The organism is Cohnella sp. GCM10020058, assembly GCF_042683485.1.
Classification (GTDB): Bacteria; Bacillota; Bacilli; order Paenibacillales; family Paenibacillaceae; genus Cohnella.
Genome location: NZ_JBHUJV010000002.1, coordinates 441040 through 456749 on the forward strand (window position 1 = coordinate 441040; position 15710 = coordinate 456749).

Annotated in this window: 11 protein-coding genes; 7 read left to right on the forward strand and 4 right to left on the reverse strand. The window is 58.8% G+C overall.

Going from position 1 to position 15710, the window contains the following annotated elements; all coding sequences use genetic code 11:
• Nucleotides 1-10 precede the first annotated feature (10 nt).
• The 3 genes from ACFSR7_RS04965 (at nucleotide 11) to ACFSR7_RS04975 (ending at nucleotide 3945) form a co-directional block, all read left to right on the forward strand.
• A complete protein-coding gene (locus tag ACFSR7_RS04965) occupies nucleotides 11-889 on the forward strand; it encodes an AraC family transcriptional regulator (protein ID WP_378159431.1) in 879 nt (292 codons plus the stop codon).
• Between the two features lie 181 nt (nucleotides 890-1070).
• Nucleotides 1071-2852, forward strand: a complete 1782-nt coding sequence (locus tag ACFSR7_RS04970) for a class I adenylate-forming enzyme family protein (RefSeq protein WP_378159432.1) — start codon at nucleotides 1071-1073, stop codon at nucleotides 2850-2852.
• Nucleotides 2845-3945, forward strand: a complete 1101-nt coding sequence (locus tag ACFSR7_RS04975) for an acyltransferase family protein (protein ID WP_378159433.1) — start codon at nucleotides 2845-2847, stop codon at nucleotides 3943-3945. Before ACFSR7_RS04970 ends, ACFSR7_RS04975 begins: the two co-directional genes overlap by 8 nt.
• Before the next feature lie 49 nt (nucleotides 3946-3994).
• Here the strand turns inward: ACFSR7_RS04975 and arfA are convergent, their stop codons facing one another.
• Nucleotides 3995-5530, reverse strand: coding sequence for an arabinosylfuranosidase ArfA (gene arfA / locus ACFSR7_RS04980; RefSeq protein WP_378159434.1), 1536 nt, complete (start codon nucleotides 5528-5530; stop codon nucleotides 3995-3997).
• A gap of 344 nt (nucleotides 5531-5874) precedes the next feature.
• Here arfA and ACFSR7_RS04985 point away from each other — a divergent pair, with 344 nt between their 5' ends.
• The 4 genes from ACFSR7_RS04985 (at nucleotide 5875) to ACFSR7_RS05000 (ending at nucleotide 12669) form a co-directional block, all read left to right on the forward strand.
• Entirely contained in the window at nucleotides 5875-6786 is a 912-nt protein-coding gene (locus ACFSR7_RS04985; RefSeq protein WP_378159435.1) for an ArsR/SmtB family transcription factor, read from the forward strand.
• A 470-nt stretch (nucleotides 6787-7256) separates the two neighbouring features.
• Nucleotides 7257-10670, forward strand: a complete 3414-nt coding sequence (locus tag ACFSR7_RS04990) for a DUF5695 domain-containing protein (RefSeq protein WP_378159436.1) — start codon at nucleotides 7257-7259, stop codon at nucleotides 10668-10670.
• 580 nt (nucleotides 10671-11250) lie between these two features.
• Complete coding sequence (locus tag ACFSR7_RS04995) at nucleotides 11251-12129, forward strand: alpha/beta hydrolase (protein ID WP_378159437.1); 879 nt, start codon at nucleotides 11251-11253, stop codon at nucleotides 12127-12129.
• Nucleotides 12130-12156: 27 nt separating this feature from the next.
• Nucleotides 12157-12669, forward strand: coding sequence for a phosphoesterase (locus ACFSR7_RS05000; RefSeq protein ID WP_378159438.1), 513 nt, complete (start codon nucleotides 12157-12159; stop codon nucleotides 12667-12669).
• 38 nt (nucleotides 12670-12707) lie between these two features.
• On the opposite strand, the gene ACFSR7_RS05005 is transcribed toward ACFSR7_RS05000, so the two are convergent.
• The 3 genes from ACFSR7_RS05005 to desA form a co-directional block, all read right to left on the reverse strand.
• Nucleotides 12708-13307 carry a response regulator gene (locus ACFSR7_RS05005; RefSeq protein WP_378159439.1) on the reverse strand — a complete coding sequence of 200 codons (600 nt, stop codon included), beginning with the start codon at nucleotides 13305-13307 and terminating at the stop codon, nucleotides 12708-12710.
• Nucleotides 13304-14440, reverse strand: a complete 1137-nt coding sequence (locus ACFSR7_RS05010; RefSeq protein WP_378159440.1) for a sensor histidine kinase — start codon at nucleotides 14438-14440, stop codon at nucleotides 13304-13306. The genes ACFSR7_RS05005 and ACFSR7_RS05010 overlap by 4 nt, the downstream gene beginning before the upstream one ends.
• A 66-nt stretch (nucleotides 14441-14506) precedes the next feature.
• On the reverse strand, nucleotides 14507-15562 hold the full coding sequence (gene desA / locus ACFSR7_RS05015) for a Delta(5) desaturase DesA (RefSeq protein WP_378159441.1): 1056 nt from the start codon (nucleotides 15560-15562) through the stop codon (nucleotides 14507-14509).
• Nucleotides 15563-15710 lie beyond the last annotated feature (148 nt).

A 15710-nucleotide genomic window follows, 5' to 3' on the forward strand; every position in this document is an offset into this window, starting at 1 on the left:
GTGCCGCGTCATGGACCGCAATCCCGCGCTGCTGGAGCCCATGGATATGCCCGATCCCCAATTTCCGCTCAAGATCCATCAATGCCGCATCGAGCGGATCGGGACCACCGCTTTTCCTTCGCATTGGCACGAGCATATGGAGTTTCTATATATCGTCGAAGGCCGGGCGCGGATTTTCTGCAACGCGGACAGCTTTGACGTCGGTCCCGGAGACTTGATCGTCGTCAACTGTGCCGATCTTCATCATGGCGTGAGCCTTTCGGATCATTTGTTTTATTATGCGGTCATCTTCGATCCCGATCTGCTGCACAGTCATCGGATGGACTCGGCCGAGACGAAGTTCATCACGCCGATCGTCCGTTCCCGCATCCGCTTCGCCAACCGGGTTACCGGCGATGCCGCCATCAAGGACAGTCTCGACGAGTTGATCCGCGAGTACGAAAAAAAAGAGTTCGCCTACGAGCTCTCCGTGAAGTCCTGCCTGTACCGCCTGCTTACCGCCATGCTGCGCGGCCACGTCGCCGAGAGCATGCCCGAGGGCGAGCTGGCTTCCCGCATCAGACGGTTGACCCGCATCGAGCCCGTGCTGGCGCATATCGAAGCGAACTATGCCAAGCGTCTCGACGTCGAGACGCTGGCCGGCATCGCCGGCATGAGCCGCTATCACTTCAGCCGCGTTTTTAAGGAGCTCACCAGCCGCTCGGTCACCGATTACGTGAACTTCGTGCGGATCGGCCGCTGCGAACAGGACCTGCGCTATACGAGCAAGACGATTTCGGAGATCGCGCTCGAGCACGGTTTTAGCGATATCTACTATTTCAGCAGACTGTTCAAAAGCTATCGCGGCGTCTCTCCTTCGTCCCTGCGAGGTCAGACCGCACCTGCCTGACTAATCGCCTCCTATCCCAAGCCGGATTCGAACCGTTGCCAAACGGACGTCCGGCTTTTTGTCGTTATCGCACCGTTCGACGGAGATTTCGTCGGATGTCGGCGTTTCTTCATTTTCTTATATCAACAGTTTGTAACGTTATGTATACTAATCGTATCACAAACAATGAGGAGGACGCCCTATGAAAGACAGGGCATGGGCGGCGCCGCGCGACACGGTTCCCGAACTTCTGCGAGACCGCGCCAGACGATCGCCGAACGACATCGCATTCAGCTTTCCGGGCTTCGATCAGCATTACAACTGGCGGACGATCTGGGAGGAAGTCCAACAGTTGTCCGAGGGCATGCTCGCGCTCGGCATACGTTCCGGAGACAGAGTCGCCCTGCTCATGCAGGGGCGCATGGAGCTCGTACTCCTCATCTTTGCCTCCGCCTGCATCGGGGCCGTCGCGGTCCCGCTCAATACATACAGCAAAAAAGAAGAGCTGCGCGCGCTGCTGGCGGACTGCAAGCCAGCTGCCTTGTTGTTGGACAAAGAGGGCCAGCGGCAATCCTATGTGACCATGGTCGCCGAGCTGCTCGAGGAGACGGGAGGCGCGCAAGGCCATCAAGCCGAATGCCCGGTGCCGCGTCATCTGTTCGTGCTCGCTGGCCGCTCCGAACTCCGCGCGCCTTTCCGCGCCTATGCGGAGTTGGCCGAAGAAGCGGCCAAGGCCGGACCGCATGCATTCAGACATGCCGCCGCCGGGCGCGATCTCCGCGATCCGCTCGTGCTCTTGTATACATCCGGCACCTCCGGCAAACCGAAAGGCGTGCTCCGCTCCACCGCGTCCTTTTTGACTGCCGGATCGCCCAAGCGGACGGGCTTTGCTTCCGCCGCACTGATGAGACTGACGGACCGGCTGACGAGCAAGCTGTCCGTCATGAGCCTGTTGCCCCTCTACCATATGGGCGGGTTCGGTACGGTCTTCACGACCTTAAAAGCCTGCTCGATTCGCGTCGTCATGCTTAGCCACTACAGCCCAAGCAACGCACTCGCCTTCATCGAACGATACAAATGCCGCGTCCTTATCGGCACCCCTTTCATGATCGAGCAGATGCTCTCGTCCGATGCGAAGGACAAGCACGACCTGCGCAGCCTGCTGGGACTCGTATTTACGTCTTCCGCCGTCGACCGACGCACGCTCGAACGCATCACGAGGGAGCTGCACATCTACTTTTTCATGGTCAGCTACGGATCGACCGAAGCCGGCGCGGTCGCCAACGGCGTCTGCATAACGGACCGCAATCCGCATCCGGTGCTGTCGCCGCTGTACGGCTTGTTCATGCAATCGAAGCTCGTGAGCGGGTTCATCGGATTGCAGCAATTCATGACCTGCGAGTACAGCCTAGCCGGCAAGGTGGACAAAAATGTCGAGGTGGCGATCGTAGATGCCGCGACAGGCGACCGAATGCCATTAGGAGAACAGGGCGAGATCCGCATCCGCAGCCATCGTGTCATGCGGTATGCCGGACAGTCGGATGCCGAAGACATCGGTCCGTCGGCGGCCGGGTGGTTCCGCTCCGGCGATCTCGGATATCTGGACGCGAGCGGCCATCTGGTCATCACCGGCCGAATCAAGCGTATCATCTCCCGCGGCGGGGAAAAGATCTCGCCGGTCGAGATCGAGCAGGCGCTGCTCAAGCTCCCCGGCATCGAATCGGCATTCGTCGTAGGCGTGCCTGACGATAAATACGGCGAGCAAATTTGCGCCTGCATCGTCCCCCGCCGCGACGCCGCGCTCATGACCGAGAAGATCAGACATGACCTCGCCGGCATGCTGTCCGCCTTCAAGATTCCCGCGTACTTCCTTTACGTGCCGTACCTGCCGATGTCCCCTACAGGCAAGATCGCGGTGGCGGACGTGCGCGGACTGGCGCTCGCCCAGCTGGGAGAACCAGCGGAGAGCAGGCGCAATGCGTAGCTATTATCCCGGCATCACGCTGTTCAAGGTGCTCGGCTGCATCCTCGTCGTCTTTTCCCACGAGCTGTTTCTTCCGATCCTGTCGACATTGGACAACCGCCAATTGTCTTTTGCCGGCCTGTCGTTCAGTACCGTCGTGCCTGGCTTTTACCTGATCGCCGGGTTTCTCGCGTATCAAGGCTGGACGCACGCGGCTCATGCGAGGATCTACGTGCGAAGGTATGTATCGCGGATCGCGATCGTGTATGGGCTGTTGTGCCTGCTCAACACGGGTCGTCAGATCGGGGGTGCGATCCTGCACGGCAATACGAGCGCGAGCGGACTGCTGGCATTGGGAAAACGAGTCGCGCTCCGCATTTTCCTCGAAGGCGCTTACCAGCAGCTGTGGTTTATCCCTCCGCTGATCTTTGGCATCCTCGTATCGTATGCCCTCGTCTCGGCCGGACGCGAGCGGCAGTTGGTCGGATGCGCCGCGCTCGCGCTCGCAATAGCGGAATGCCTCGCCGGCACGCCGAGCGGACCGGTCAGAGCCGCTTGGCCCGACCTGTTCGAATCCGAAGGCGCGCAGATGGCGGCGAAGGCGCTCGTCAACTACGGCGGCTTCGGACTCGTCTTCGTCGGCGCGGGCGTGCTGCTGGCACGGCATGAGGAAGCGTTCAAAAGGCTGCCGATTCTTCCGCTGCTTGCGCTCACCGGCCTGCTGGCCGCCGCCGAGACCGCCTTTCTATGGAGAACGGCGGACTGGAGCGACGATTACAGACTTGCCTTTTCGACGCTGCCGGCTTCGGTATTGATGTTCTATGGCATCGTACGCATACGCTGGGATGCGGTCCGGCGGCATCATCGGCTGTTCAACCGGTTCAGCCTCGTGACTTTTTTCGGCCATACGCTGCTGATCAAGCTCGACCTGCTCGCGATCGGACGGACCCATGTGAATCCTAGCGTACTGCAGGAGATCTTGATATCCTTCCTCACGCTGGCGCAATGCGCAGCGCTGACCTACGCATGGATGCGCTTGGTCAAGCTGCGCGGCGAGCGCCCGCCGGCCCCCCGGTTAACCGAGGGACAGGCCGAAGTCTCCAGGGCGGGATAGGCGCTCTCCTCGCTCAGGCTTCGCCGCCAGGCACTGAACGGCTCCGCTGTCACGAACGTTGCGAGGCCGGATGATTTGCCAGACGCAGCCGGATCATATGCCAGGACAGCGGACCGAGCGTGGCCGCGAGCCGCCCGCCGTCTACCGTGGCATCCCCAAGGCGATGAGGAACCACGCGGTAAGGCTCTCGCGCCGTGTTGGTCGCCTTCGGATCGTCGCTCTCCAGCGTCTGATGCTCGATGACCGCAAGGTCGCCAAAGCTGCGAATATCCGCCGCCAGCCGCATCGGCTCCCGCTGATCCTTGTTGACGAGGAACACGGCGAGCTCTCCCGCCGCCTCGTCGTATACGGCCGCGACATCCAGGTACGGCACGTCCGTATAGTCTTTGCTGTCGTACTTGGGCGACGCGATCAGCGGATGCAAGGATACGCCGCGACCGTACAGCGAAGCCTGCATGAACGGATAAAAGATCGTCTGCCGCCAAGCGGGACCGCCGGTCTCGGTCATAATCGGCGCAATCACGTTGACCAGTTGGGCCAGGCATGCAATCTTTACCCGGTCCGCATGGCGCAGCAGGGTGATCAGCATGCTGCCTACGAGAAGCGCGTCCTCGTGCGTATAGACGTCCTCGAGCAGCGGCGGCGCAGTCTGCCAGGGCCGCTGCTTGGCGTCCGCGTCGTTCGAATGAAACCAGACGTTCCACTCGTCGAACGACAGCCGCATCGTTTTTTTGCTCCGCTTCTTGGCTTTGATATAATCGCAGATCGCCGTCACCTCGCGGATAAAAGCATCCATGTCCAGCGAGGCGGCCAAGTAGTTGCCCGTATCGCCGTCCAGATTGCCGTAATAAGTATGGAGCGACAAATAGTCGACCTCGTCGTACGCGTGATCGAGCACGGTCGCCTCCCATTCGGCGTAGGTCGCCATCTTGCGGGCCGAGCTGCCGCAGACGACCAGCTCGATCGAGTCGTCCACCCACTTCATCGCCTTCGCCGTCTCGGACGCCAGCCTGCCGTATTCCGTCGCCGTTTTGCGTCCGATCTGCCAGGGACCGTCCATCTCGTTGCCCAGACACCATGTCTTGAAGCCGTGCGGCTCCGAATAACCGTGAGCGATGCGCAGGTCGCTCCAGTACGTGCCGGAGGGATGATTGCAATACTCGACCAGGCTGCGGGCAGCGTCCATACCTCTCGTCCCCAGATTGACGGCCATATTCACCTCAGCGCCGACCGACTTCGCCCAGGCGGCGAATTCGTTGGTCCCGACGGCGTTCGGCTCGACCGTGCGCCAGGCCAGATCGAGCCTGCGGGGCCGCGCCGCGACAGGGCCTACCCCGTCCTCCCAATTATAACCCGACAAGAAATTGCCCCCGGGATACCGAAGGAGCGGGACGCGCAGCTCGCGGACGAGCGCCGTCACGTCGCGGCGGAAGCCGCCCTCGTCGGCTTCGGGATGCCCCGGCTCGTAGATGCCGCCGTATACGGCCCTTCCCAGGTGCTCGACGAAGGAGCCGAATAGTCTTTTGTCAACCTCACCCGCGGTATAATCTTTATCGAGTATGAGCTTGCTCTGTTTGGCTTCCAATACGCTCTCTCCCTCATCTTCAGCTCGTTTATCCGTTTTATTTTAAAAATATTTAAAATATTTTATGTGTTTATATTAATTTGTATGATTTTCCCTGTCAATAAGATTGAATGCGCTTTCCGCAAAGCGGTTATAAATTAATTTAAAATTAAAGCTTTGCCCTCTTTCGCTAAATGAACTGAATTTTTATTGTCCTGCGGCCTTTTTCGACAAACCTCCGCCCTTTTCAAATAGAATCATTATTTTAAATATTTATTTGACCCGTCGGATGAAATATAATTAAAAAAAACGCTAAAACGCGTCTTCGCCGGACGACTATCCGCAAGCAGAGGAGAACGCCGTTCATGATCCATATCAAGGAACTCAAATCGGGAATAAACATATTCAAGGCACTTAGCTCCGAGATCCGCATCCAGATCCTCGACCTGCTGGTCAAGCACCATAACCTGAATCTGAACGATCTGGCGCAGAAGCTCAACTTGACCAACGGGGCCATCACGATGCATATCAAAAAGCTGGAGGAAAGCGGGCTCATTCACATCGTCACGAACGTGGGCAAGCACGGGCTGCAAAAGATGTGCCATCTGAACGAGGACAAGCTGCTGGTGGAATTGCGGGGCAAAGAAGAGGACAACTTCTACGAGACGGAGCTGCGGGTCGGCCACTACAGCAACTATGCCGCCGTCCCTACCTGCGGACTGGCAACCAAGGACAGCCTGATCGGCACGTTCGACGATCCGCGCTATTTCGCCGATCCGAGCCGCGTGGATGCGGGCATCGTATGGCTCACCGAGGGCTTCCTCGAATACCGGGTTCCCAACTATTTGAAGCCGACCCAGAGCTTCAAGGAACTTCAGTTCATGATGGAAATCGGCTCTGAAGCGCCGGGCACCTCCGAGAATTGGCCGTCGGATATCACCTTCTCCCTGAACGGCATGAAGCTTGGCACCTGGACTTGCCCGGGCGACTTCGGCGACGTACGCGGCACCTACAATCCCGATTGGTGGCCGCAGAACTGCAATCAATACGGCCTGCTCAAGATCGTCCGCATCAACGACGAGGGCAGCTTCATCGACGGTTACCGGATCGGCCAATTGACGCTGCCGGAGCTGGGGCTGGACTACAAAAGCGATCTGATGTTCCGGATCGAGGTCGATCCGGAATCGGCGAACCAAAAAGGGCTGACCGTGTTCGGCCGCAACTTCGGCAACTACGATCACGACATTCTGATCCGCGTGCTGTATCTGGAAGAATAACGACGGTCCCGCCAGCCTCCGCCTCCTGAATTGGCCCCGTTCCTTGCAACGGGCCGGTCCGGAGGCATTTTTTTTAAGAGACGTCGCCTTCACGCCGCCAAACCTCCGGATTTTCGAACGGCTTTCGTCCCTTCCGGGCGAATGTCCCCCCTTCTTTTCAGAATATTTGCCTGTCAGCATTTAATTTAGATAAGTCAAAAGCATTTCAAGTATTTCTCAATACTGATTTTAGCCAAACCAATAAGAAATGCAAGATAAATATCCAAAAAATAGTTTATATAACGCTTACAATACAGGATTGACAATTCGTTTTACTGGAAATATGATGATATCGAAAAACAGTTTTAGGTTTTTTTAAAACGTTTTAAAAAAGGACGGTGATGCTAGGCAAGCTTGGCGCATTTTTCAGGAGCGGAGTCGAGAGAGATGGTCCTGTGCATCGAGCCTCACACTAAAGGAGGAATAAGATAATGATCGAGTCTGGGTTAAAGCCACGCAGAAAGGCGCTCTACTACTCGGCGATCCTGGCGGCGGCAGCTGCAGTATGGCTGGCTTCACCCAAGGACGCTTCGGCCTACACGCTAAGCAGCGGCAGCTTCAACGTCACGACCGGCACGAACGGCGAGATCAGCAGCCTGACGATTGCCGGCGATTCGTTTGCCACAAACTATGTGATGAACGGCACTAACGCACCCAACCAAAATACGTCGGATCACCAATGGCTAGGCGAGCTGATGTTCACCTACCGGCTCGGCAGCGGCGCATGGACCAAGGCCTGGACGAGTAAATCGGCGGATGTGCGGACGCAAAACCAGTCCGGCAGCACGGTCAACGTTTCCTACCAGAACTCCGCTAATGCCGAAGGCATCCGCAACTTCAAGGTGGACCAATCCTACTCCCTCGCAAGCGACTATCTGCGCTGGCAGATCACGGTCACGAATACGAGCACGCAGACGCTGGAGATCGGCGACTTCGGACTGCCGCTCCCGTTCAATGAATTCTGGTCGGGCGGCAACAACGAAGAGATCTACGAGACCCGCGTCGTCACGCATTCGTTCGTCGGCAACAACAACTCCTACATTACCGCGCAGCGTCCGAGCGGCATCGGACCGTCGCTGCTGATGATCCCGGACGCGACGACCGGCGCCGGATTCGAATACATGGACAACTGGCGAATCGAGGAGCATCCGGGCAGCAAATGGGCTGCCGATCAGGGCGGCTGGCCCGAGGGCTTGACCGTTTTCTACATCCACTCCAACGTCATCAAGAGCACGAACCGCGGCTACCTGCCCAATACGAGCCTCACGCTCGCGCCGGGCGCCAGCAAAACGTACGCCTTTAAGTTTTTCAAAGCGAACGGCGAACAGGGCGTCAAAGACCGGCTGTACAGCGAAGGGCTTATCGACGTCAACGTCGTGCCCGGCATGATCGTCCCTACCAACCAGACGGCGAAGTTCGATCTCCATACGTCCAAAACGATTGTATCCGTGACTTCGGACGCCCCTTCGCAGACGACGATCGCCTCGCTCGGCACGACCGGCACCGACCACAAGCTCTACTCGCTCTCGATGGGCAAGCTCGGACCGAACAATGTCACCGTTACCTACGGCAGCGGCGAGAAGACGGTCCTGCAGTTTTACGCGATCGAACCGATCGACCTCGCCTTGCAGCGCCATGCGACCTTCATGGTGAACAATCAGCAGTGGAACGCCCCCGGCACGATCAAGGACAAAGTTTACGACGACTGGATGATGCAGACCAAAGCCAAGCGCAACAACTTTGCGGGCTACTGGGGCTGGGGCGACGACTGGGGCCTGACCCACGGGCAATTCCTCGCAGAGAAAAACGTGCAGACGCCGGTCGCCTCAGAGGTCACTTCCCTCGATCAATACTTGGAGACGGCGGTCTGGACCAATCTGATGAACGGCCACCACACCGACTATCTCGTACCGGACTTCCTGATGGCCTCTCCCAATACGACGCCTACTTACCGCGGCTATGCATACCCTCACATTTACAACACCTACTTCAGCATGTATAAGATCGCCAAGCTGTATCCCGGACTGATCACCTATATCCAGCCGCGGACGACCTATCTGCTCCGCGCCTACAATATCATGAAGGCACTATACGACGGTCCCGTCGCGTACAACTGGAACACCGGCCTGATGGGCGAGCTGACGACGCCCGAGATCATCAAGGCGCTGCAGGACGAAGGCTACACGACGCAGGCGAACGACATCATTGCCAAGATGGCGACCAAGTACAACAACTTCAGCGGCGCCGCCTATCCGTACGGCTCCGAGTACAACTACGACAACACGGGAGAGGAAGCCGTCTACACCCTGGCCAAGATGAACAACAACAGCACGATCAAGAGCAAGATCAATACGAAAACGCGGGCCACGCGCGGCCAGATGCCGCTGTGGTACCTCTACTCTGTGCCGGTCACAATCACCGGAGAGCCCTGGTGGAACTTCCAGTACACCGTCTCGCTGGCAGGCTACGCGATGGACGATTGGGTGCGCACCGGCTCGGCGAGCCCCGAGGTCGAAGAACGGCTGACCTACGCAGCCAAGATCGCCAACGTGAGCGCGATTAACTCCGGCCAGATCAGCGCCGACGCCGCCAACATTGGCGCCGTCTCGTGGACCTATCAGATGACCAAAGGCAACGCAGGCGCGCTCGGTCTGGACGGCGGACCGCTGTTCAACGGCTGGCGCGGCATGTCCGGCGAAGCCGATCTCGGCCTGTTCGGCGCGATCAAGATTCTGAGCGCCGACATCGCCGTCGATCCCATCTTCGGCCTGTACGGCTATGGCGCGGACGTCGCGCTTACCGGCGGCAATTACGTCATCACGCCGAAGGACGGCGTCGGACAGCGGTTGAACCTGATCACCGAAAAGCTCGGCATGACGCTCGAGCGCGACAAATATACGGCAGCGACCGTCGCCCAAGCAAAAAATTACGTGAACTTCACGCTTCAAAACGTGACGAGCGGCACGGCGCACACGACAAAAGTCGCCTTCACGGGATTGGCCGCCGGCTCGTACAACGTACTCGTGAACAACGCCGTCGTCGGCAACGTCACGGCCGTGAACGGACAGACGACCACCGTTTCGCTCAGCATCGGCACGGCTGCAACCTACGACATCAAGCTGCAGGCCGGCACGCCGCCCGTTCAGCCCGAGATCATCGCCTCCTACAACATGAACCAGACATCCGGCACGACGGCGACCGACGGTTCGGGAAACGGCAAACATGCCACGTTGTCCGGCGGCACCTCGTGGGTAGCCGGCAAAGCCGGCAACGGACTCGCGCTGAACGGCACGAACGCTTATGCCAGCCTCCCTACTGGCATCGTAAGCTCGCTTAACGACTTTACGATCTCGACCTGGGTCAAGGTGACCGCCAATAGCGACTGGGCCCGCATCTTCGACTTCGGAACAGGGACGAACAACTATATGTTCCTAGCACCGCAGTCCGGCGGCACGGGCGGATTACGGTTCGCGATCACGACCTCGGGCAATGGCAGCGAGCAAACGATGACAGCCTCGACGCCGCTCGCGACCGGCGCCTGGAAGCATGTCGCCGTCACGCTGTCCGGCACGACGGCCCGGCTGTACGTGGACGGTGCCCAAGTCGCAACGAATGCATCCATGACGCTGAAGCCGTCAAGTCTCGGCAGCACGAATCTGAACTACATCGGCAAGTCCCAATACGCCGATCCTTATCTGAACGGCGCGATCGACGACTTCCGCATTTACTCGCGGGCGCTCTCGGCGACGGAGATCTCCGCGCTGTTCTCGGGCGGCGCATCCCTGGTCGCACAGCCGGCTAATGCGCAGGAATCCGGCGCGGCAGACGGCGGCGCCGATAGCTAACGACGAAGCAGCGTATCCTTCGATACGCATAGGCTTAAGCAGATCTTTTTAATGCATGCCCCTTCGAAAGGAGCTGCCCCATAAGTCATGAAAATGACTGAGGGCGGCTTCTTTGCTTTTCCGGCTATCGACTTGCCGAACCTGCGCTGGGAGGCATGTCATGCGTATGAGGATAGCGCAATTTTGCGCTATTCTGGCGCACCCCGATGACGGCGGGCGGTTGACGGCGGCTGAGCATGCGATCATAGCGCAATTTTGCGCTATTCTGGCGCACCCCGTTAGTGGCGGGCGGCCGACGGCGGCTGAGCATGCGATCATAGCGCAATTTTGCGCTATTCTAACGCATCCCGTTAAATGGCGGCGAGTCGACGGCGGCTGAGCATGCAATCATAGCGCAATTTTGCGCTATTCTGGCGCATCCCACTGGTGGCGGGCGGTCAACGGCGGCTGAGCACGCGGGCGGGCGAGTCGACGTTGGACACAATCCCGCACGACTCCCAGGCCGCTTTCTTCCCGGTCATGCGTCGGCATATAATAGAAGAAAAGCATCGACGACTATCGCGCGAAGGAGTTATTTCCCGTGGCCTACCAACCCTTCTCATGGACATTGTCCGACGGAACCGTCATGGCAGCCGGCGAATGGACAGTCTGCGGCGAAAACGAACGCGCCTCCTTGGCCGCGCCCTCGGCCGTCGTGCTGATCGTGCACGGCATGGGCGAGCATATGGGGCGCTACGAGCATGTCGCGTCCATGCTGAACGATGCCGGCTACGCGGCGCTCGGCTTCGACCAGCGCGGACACGGCCGAACGACCGGCAAGCGCGGCCACACGCCCAGCTACGAAGGGCTGCTCGAAGGCGTGGACCTGCTGTTCGCGGAGGCGGCGCGCCGCTATCCGGGCCTGCCCGTCATTTTGTACGGGCACAGTATGGGCGGCAATGTCGCGCTGAACTACCTGCTGCGGCGCAAGCCGGACGTCGCCGGCGCGGTCATCAGCAGCCCGTGGTTCAAGCTGGCGTTCGCGCCGCCGCAGGCGCAGGTCGCCATCGGCCGGCTGGTCGAGCGGTTCTATCCGGGCTTCACGAACACGCGGCCCATGAAAGTCGACCATCTGACGACCGATCCCGAGATGGCCGAGCGTTATCGCAACGACCCGCTCGGCCACGGGCACATCACGGTTCGCTTCTTTTTCGGCGTGCAGCGGGCGGGGCTGTGGGCGATCCAGCACGCCGACGAATTAAGCGCACCGGTCCTGCTTATGCACGGGGACGACGATCGGGTCACCTCGGTCGCGGCCAGCAGGCAGTTCGCGGAGCGGGCCGGTCCCCTCTGCGATTACCGGGAATGGCACGGCTACATGCACGAGCTGCACAACGAGCTGGGACGCGAGCCGGTGCTGGCGGCGATTCGGGAGTGGATCGCGGAGCGGTTAACGGACGAGAGACGGAAAAAGCGCTAAAACTTTTGCGGCGAGGAGGGTCTTCCAGTGGCCAAAACGTTTTTCATATCCGATCATCACTTCGGACATCGTAATATTATCGACTTCGAATCCAGGCCCTTCGCGGACGCCGAGGAGATGACGGAAGTTATGATCGAGCGGTGGAATGCCGTCGTGGACAAGGAAGACGAGGTCTTTCACTTGGGGGATTTTTCGTTTTTGAATATGGAGCGGACGCGGGGAATCGTATCCCGGCTGAACGGACGCAAGACGCTGATCCTGGGCAACCACGACCGGGGCCGCTCGCGGAGTTGGTGGCTGGAGGCCGGTTTCGAGCAGGTAAGCGAATATCCGATCATCTACAAGGACTTCTTCTTCCTCTCGCACGAGCCCATGTACATGAACAAGCACATGCCGTACGTCAACGTCCACGGGCATATCCACGGCCAGAAGTACGAGGGTAAAAATTACTTCAACGTCTGCGTCGAGCATTGGGATTATACGCCGCTCACGTTCGAGCAGATCCGGGACGCGGTGGTCGCAAGCGAGGAGCAGGACTGAGCAGGGCGCCTTGCGCCTCTCGTCTCGCGGCGGCCGAGTCACTTGAACCAGCCCTTCTCCCTGAAGCGCTTGATGGCCTCGATCCGGTTGCTGACGTCCAGCTTGTCGAGGATGACGGAGATATAGTTGCGTACGGTTCCGTTCGACAGGAACAGCTCGCTCGCGATTTCCTTCGTATTTTTACCGTCCGCCATCAATCCGATGACTTCCTTTTCCCGCTCCGTGAGCGGGTTTTCCTCGTTGTACGCCTCGTCGACCAGCTCGGCGGCGTAGATCCGGCGGCCGGACATGATCGTCCGCAGCGAATCGGCCAGCTCGTCGCTCGGGCTGTCTTTGAGCAGGTAGCCGTGCACGCCCGCCTTCACCGCGCGCTCGAAGTAGCCCGCCCGGGCGAAGGTCGTCAGAATGACGACCTTGCATCCGGAACCCCTGATCTCTTCGGCAGCGTCCAATCCGCTCTTGAGCGGCATCTCGATGTCCATGACGCACAGGTCCGGCTGATAGAGCTTGACGAGCCGCAGCGCTTCCACGCCGTTCTCCGCCTTGCCGACCACCTCCATGTCCTCCTCGAGGTCGAGCACGGACGCCAGCGCACCGAGCAGCAGCCGCTGGTCTTCGGCGATGACGATTCGAATCATGGCTGCGCCTCCCCTTTCGCCTGAATCAAGATGTTCGGCACCTTGACGACGATCTCCGTACCTTCCCGCGACGCGATCTCCAGAGACCCGTTCACGAATTCAAGCCTTTCCTTCATTCCCCGAAGCCCGTTTCCTCTATGAAAGGATGCGCCGGCGCCCAGGCCTACGCCATTGTCCCGCACCCGAATGCGCAGCTCGGCCGCGGTCTGCTCGATCTCGATGGCGCAGGCGGTAGCCCCGCTATGCTTGACGATGTTCGTCACGGCTTCCTTGAGGCACATGCACGCCACGTTCTCGTTGAGCAGCGAGGTGTTCGCCAGCTTCGGATCGCCCGTCAGCGTGAACTCGATGTCCGCCGCCACTAGAATCTGCCGCAGGCGATAAATCTCGTCCTCGACGTGCGTGCCGCGCATCTGCGTTACCAGTTCCCGCAGCTCCTTAAGCACGTTGCGGGCCGTGTGCCGGACGTCGTCGATCTCGGCTTCCGCCCGGTCAGGGTTTTTGCGGATCAGTTTGGCGACCAGATCGCTCTTGAGCCCGATCAGGGCGAGCTTCTGTCCGAGCGTGTCATGCAGGTCCCTCGCGATGCGCTGGCGCTCCTCAAGCTTCACGAGCTCGGAGATCCGCTTGTTCGCGTCGTTGAGCTCCCCCTGCAGAAGCTCGCTTTTGTTGCGGTTATAGGTCGTGACCGGCAGCAACGTCACCGCGATGAGGCAGACGAACACAAAGGGCGCCTGCTCGATCAGCACCGAATTGGCGTGCATGTAGCCGACGTAGACTGACAGCAGCGTCATCGCCAGATGGACCGTGTACAACGTAATGAAGCCGGCCTTCCGCTGCATATTGCCGATAAAGAAGGCGGTAAAAATGGAAAAATAGACGTATCCGAACATCATCGTCATCGCGATCGAAAACAAAATTTGCACGGAGGTCCAAAAATAAACGAGCCAACCCTTCGAACTGAACGATAACAAATAACAAACAAAAAACGCGACGATCATAAAGATGCCGATCAGCGCGTGGTACATCGTCGAGGAGCGAAACACGAAATAAAAAGGGAGGATGTAAAAGACGACCCATATATACGGGCTTAGCCCCGTGCTCCGCTGGAAAATGTGATACCACTTTTGCACGGACCCCGTACCTCCCTCGTTTCTCGTCGTCCTCTCATTGTAGCCTAAAGCGGCCGGATGGAAAAATTATTTGCCCGCGGCTCTGGCCGGCTTCTTTAATACGGCGCCGGAAGCATGCACGCCGAGTTCAGGCCGCTTGATCTTGCGATAGCCGACGAACGTTTTGTTCTTCTCGTCCCACAGGCGGAACCGCAACGATTCCAGGCTCGTCGAAAGCGTCAGCGTAGCGGCGCGCTGAAGCGGCGGCGTGGCAAGATGCGCCTTTTCGAGATTGTAGTTGGGCACCTTGGGATTCAGGTGATGCACGTGATGAAACCCGATGCTGCCCGTGATCCATTGCAGGACGCGGGGAAGCTTGTAATACGAGCTGCCTTCGACGGCGGCTTGCACGTAGCTCCAGTCCGGATCGTTTTCAAAGTAAGAATCCTCGAACTGATGCTGCACGTAGAAGAGCCAGATACCGAGCAGTCCCGAAACGAAGAAGATCGGCCCCTGCACGAGGACGAACGCTTCCCAGCCGATCGCCCAGATCATTCCCGCATAAAGCGAAACGATGAGCACGTTGGTCAGATAGGTGTTCAAGCGTTCCTTGCGCCGCGCGCCTTTCACATTAAAGCGATATTGGAGCATGAAGACGAAGATCGGGCCGAGCCCGAACATGACGACAGGATTGCGGTAAAAACGGTAGGCCATGCGCTTCCACAAGGGAGCCGCCGCATATTCGTCCACGGTGAGGATCCAGATATCGCCGTCCCCTCTTTTATCGAGGTTGCCGCTTGTGGCGTGATGCTTCGCATGGCTGTTTTTCCACTGCCGGTAAGGGACCAGCGTCAGCACGCCCAGCAACGTGCCCAGGACGTCGTTCGCCCGCTTGCTCTTAAAAAACGAGCCGTGGCAGCAGTCGTGGAACAAAATAAAGGTACGTATGACAAATCCCGATGCGACGACCAGGATCGGAAGGGCGAGCCAATAAGATACGGAGAGACTGGCGTAGCCGGCGTACCATAACAGAAGCAGCGGTCCCAGCGTGTTGATCAGCTGCCGGATGCTGGACTTCGCGTCCGTTTTCTCAAAAGGAAGCATGCTTTTTTTAAGTTCGGCGATCTCGCTTGCGTGTTTCATATGCACGATTCCCCCTCGATGAACGTCCGACGGACAGTAGTGCCGCGACGTTATATTCATTGTAAACGCAGAGGGGAGGCGCTATAAGTCACAAGCGTCATGACGCGACGTGACAAATGTCATGTCGACGGTGCTGCGGCGCCCGAAA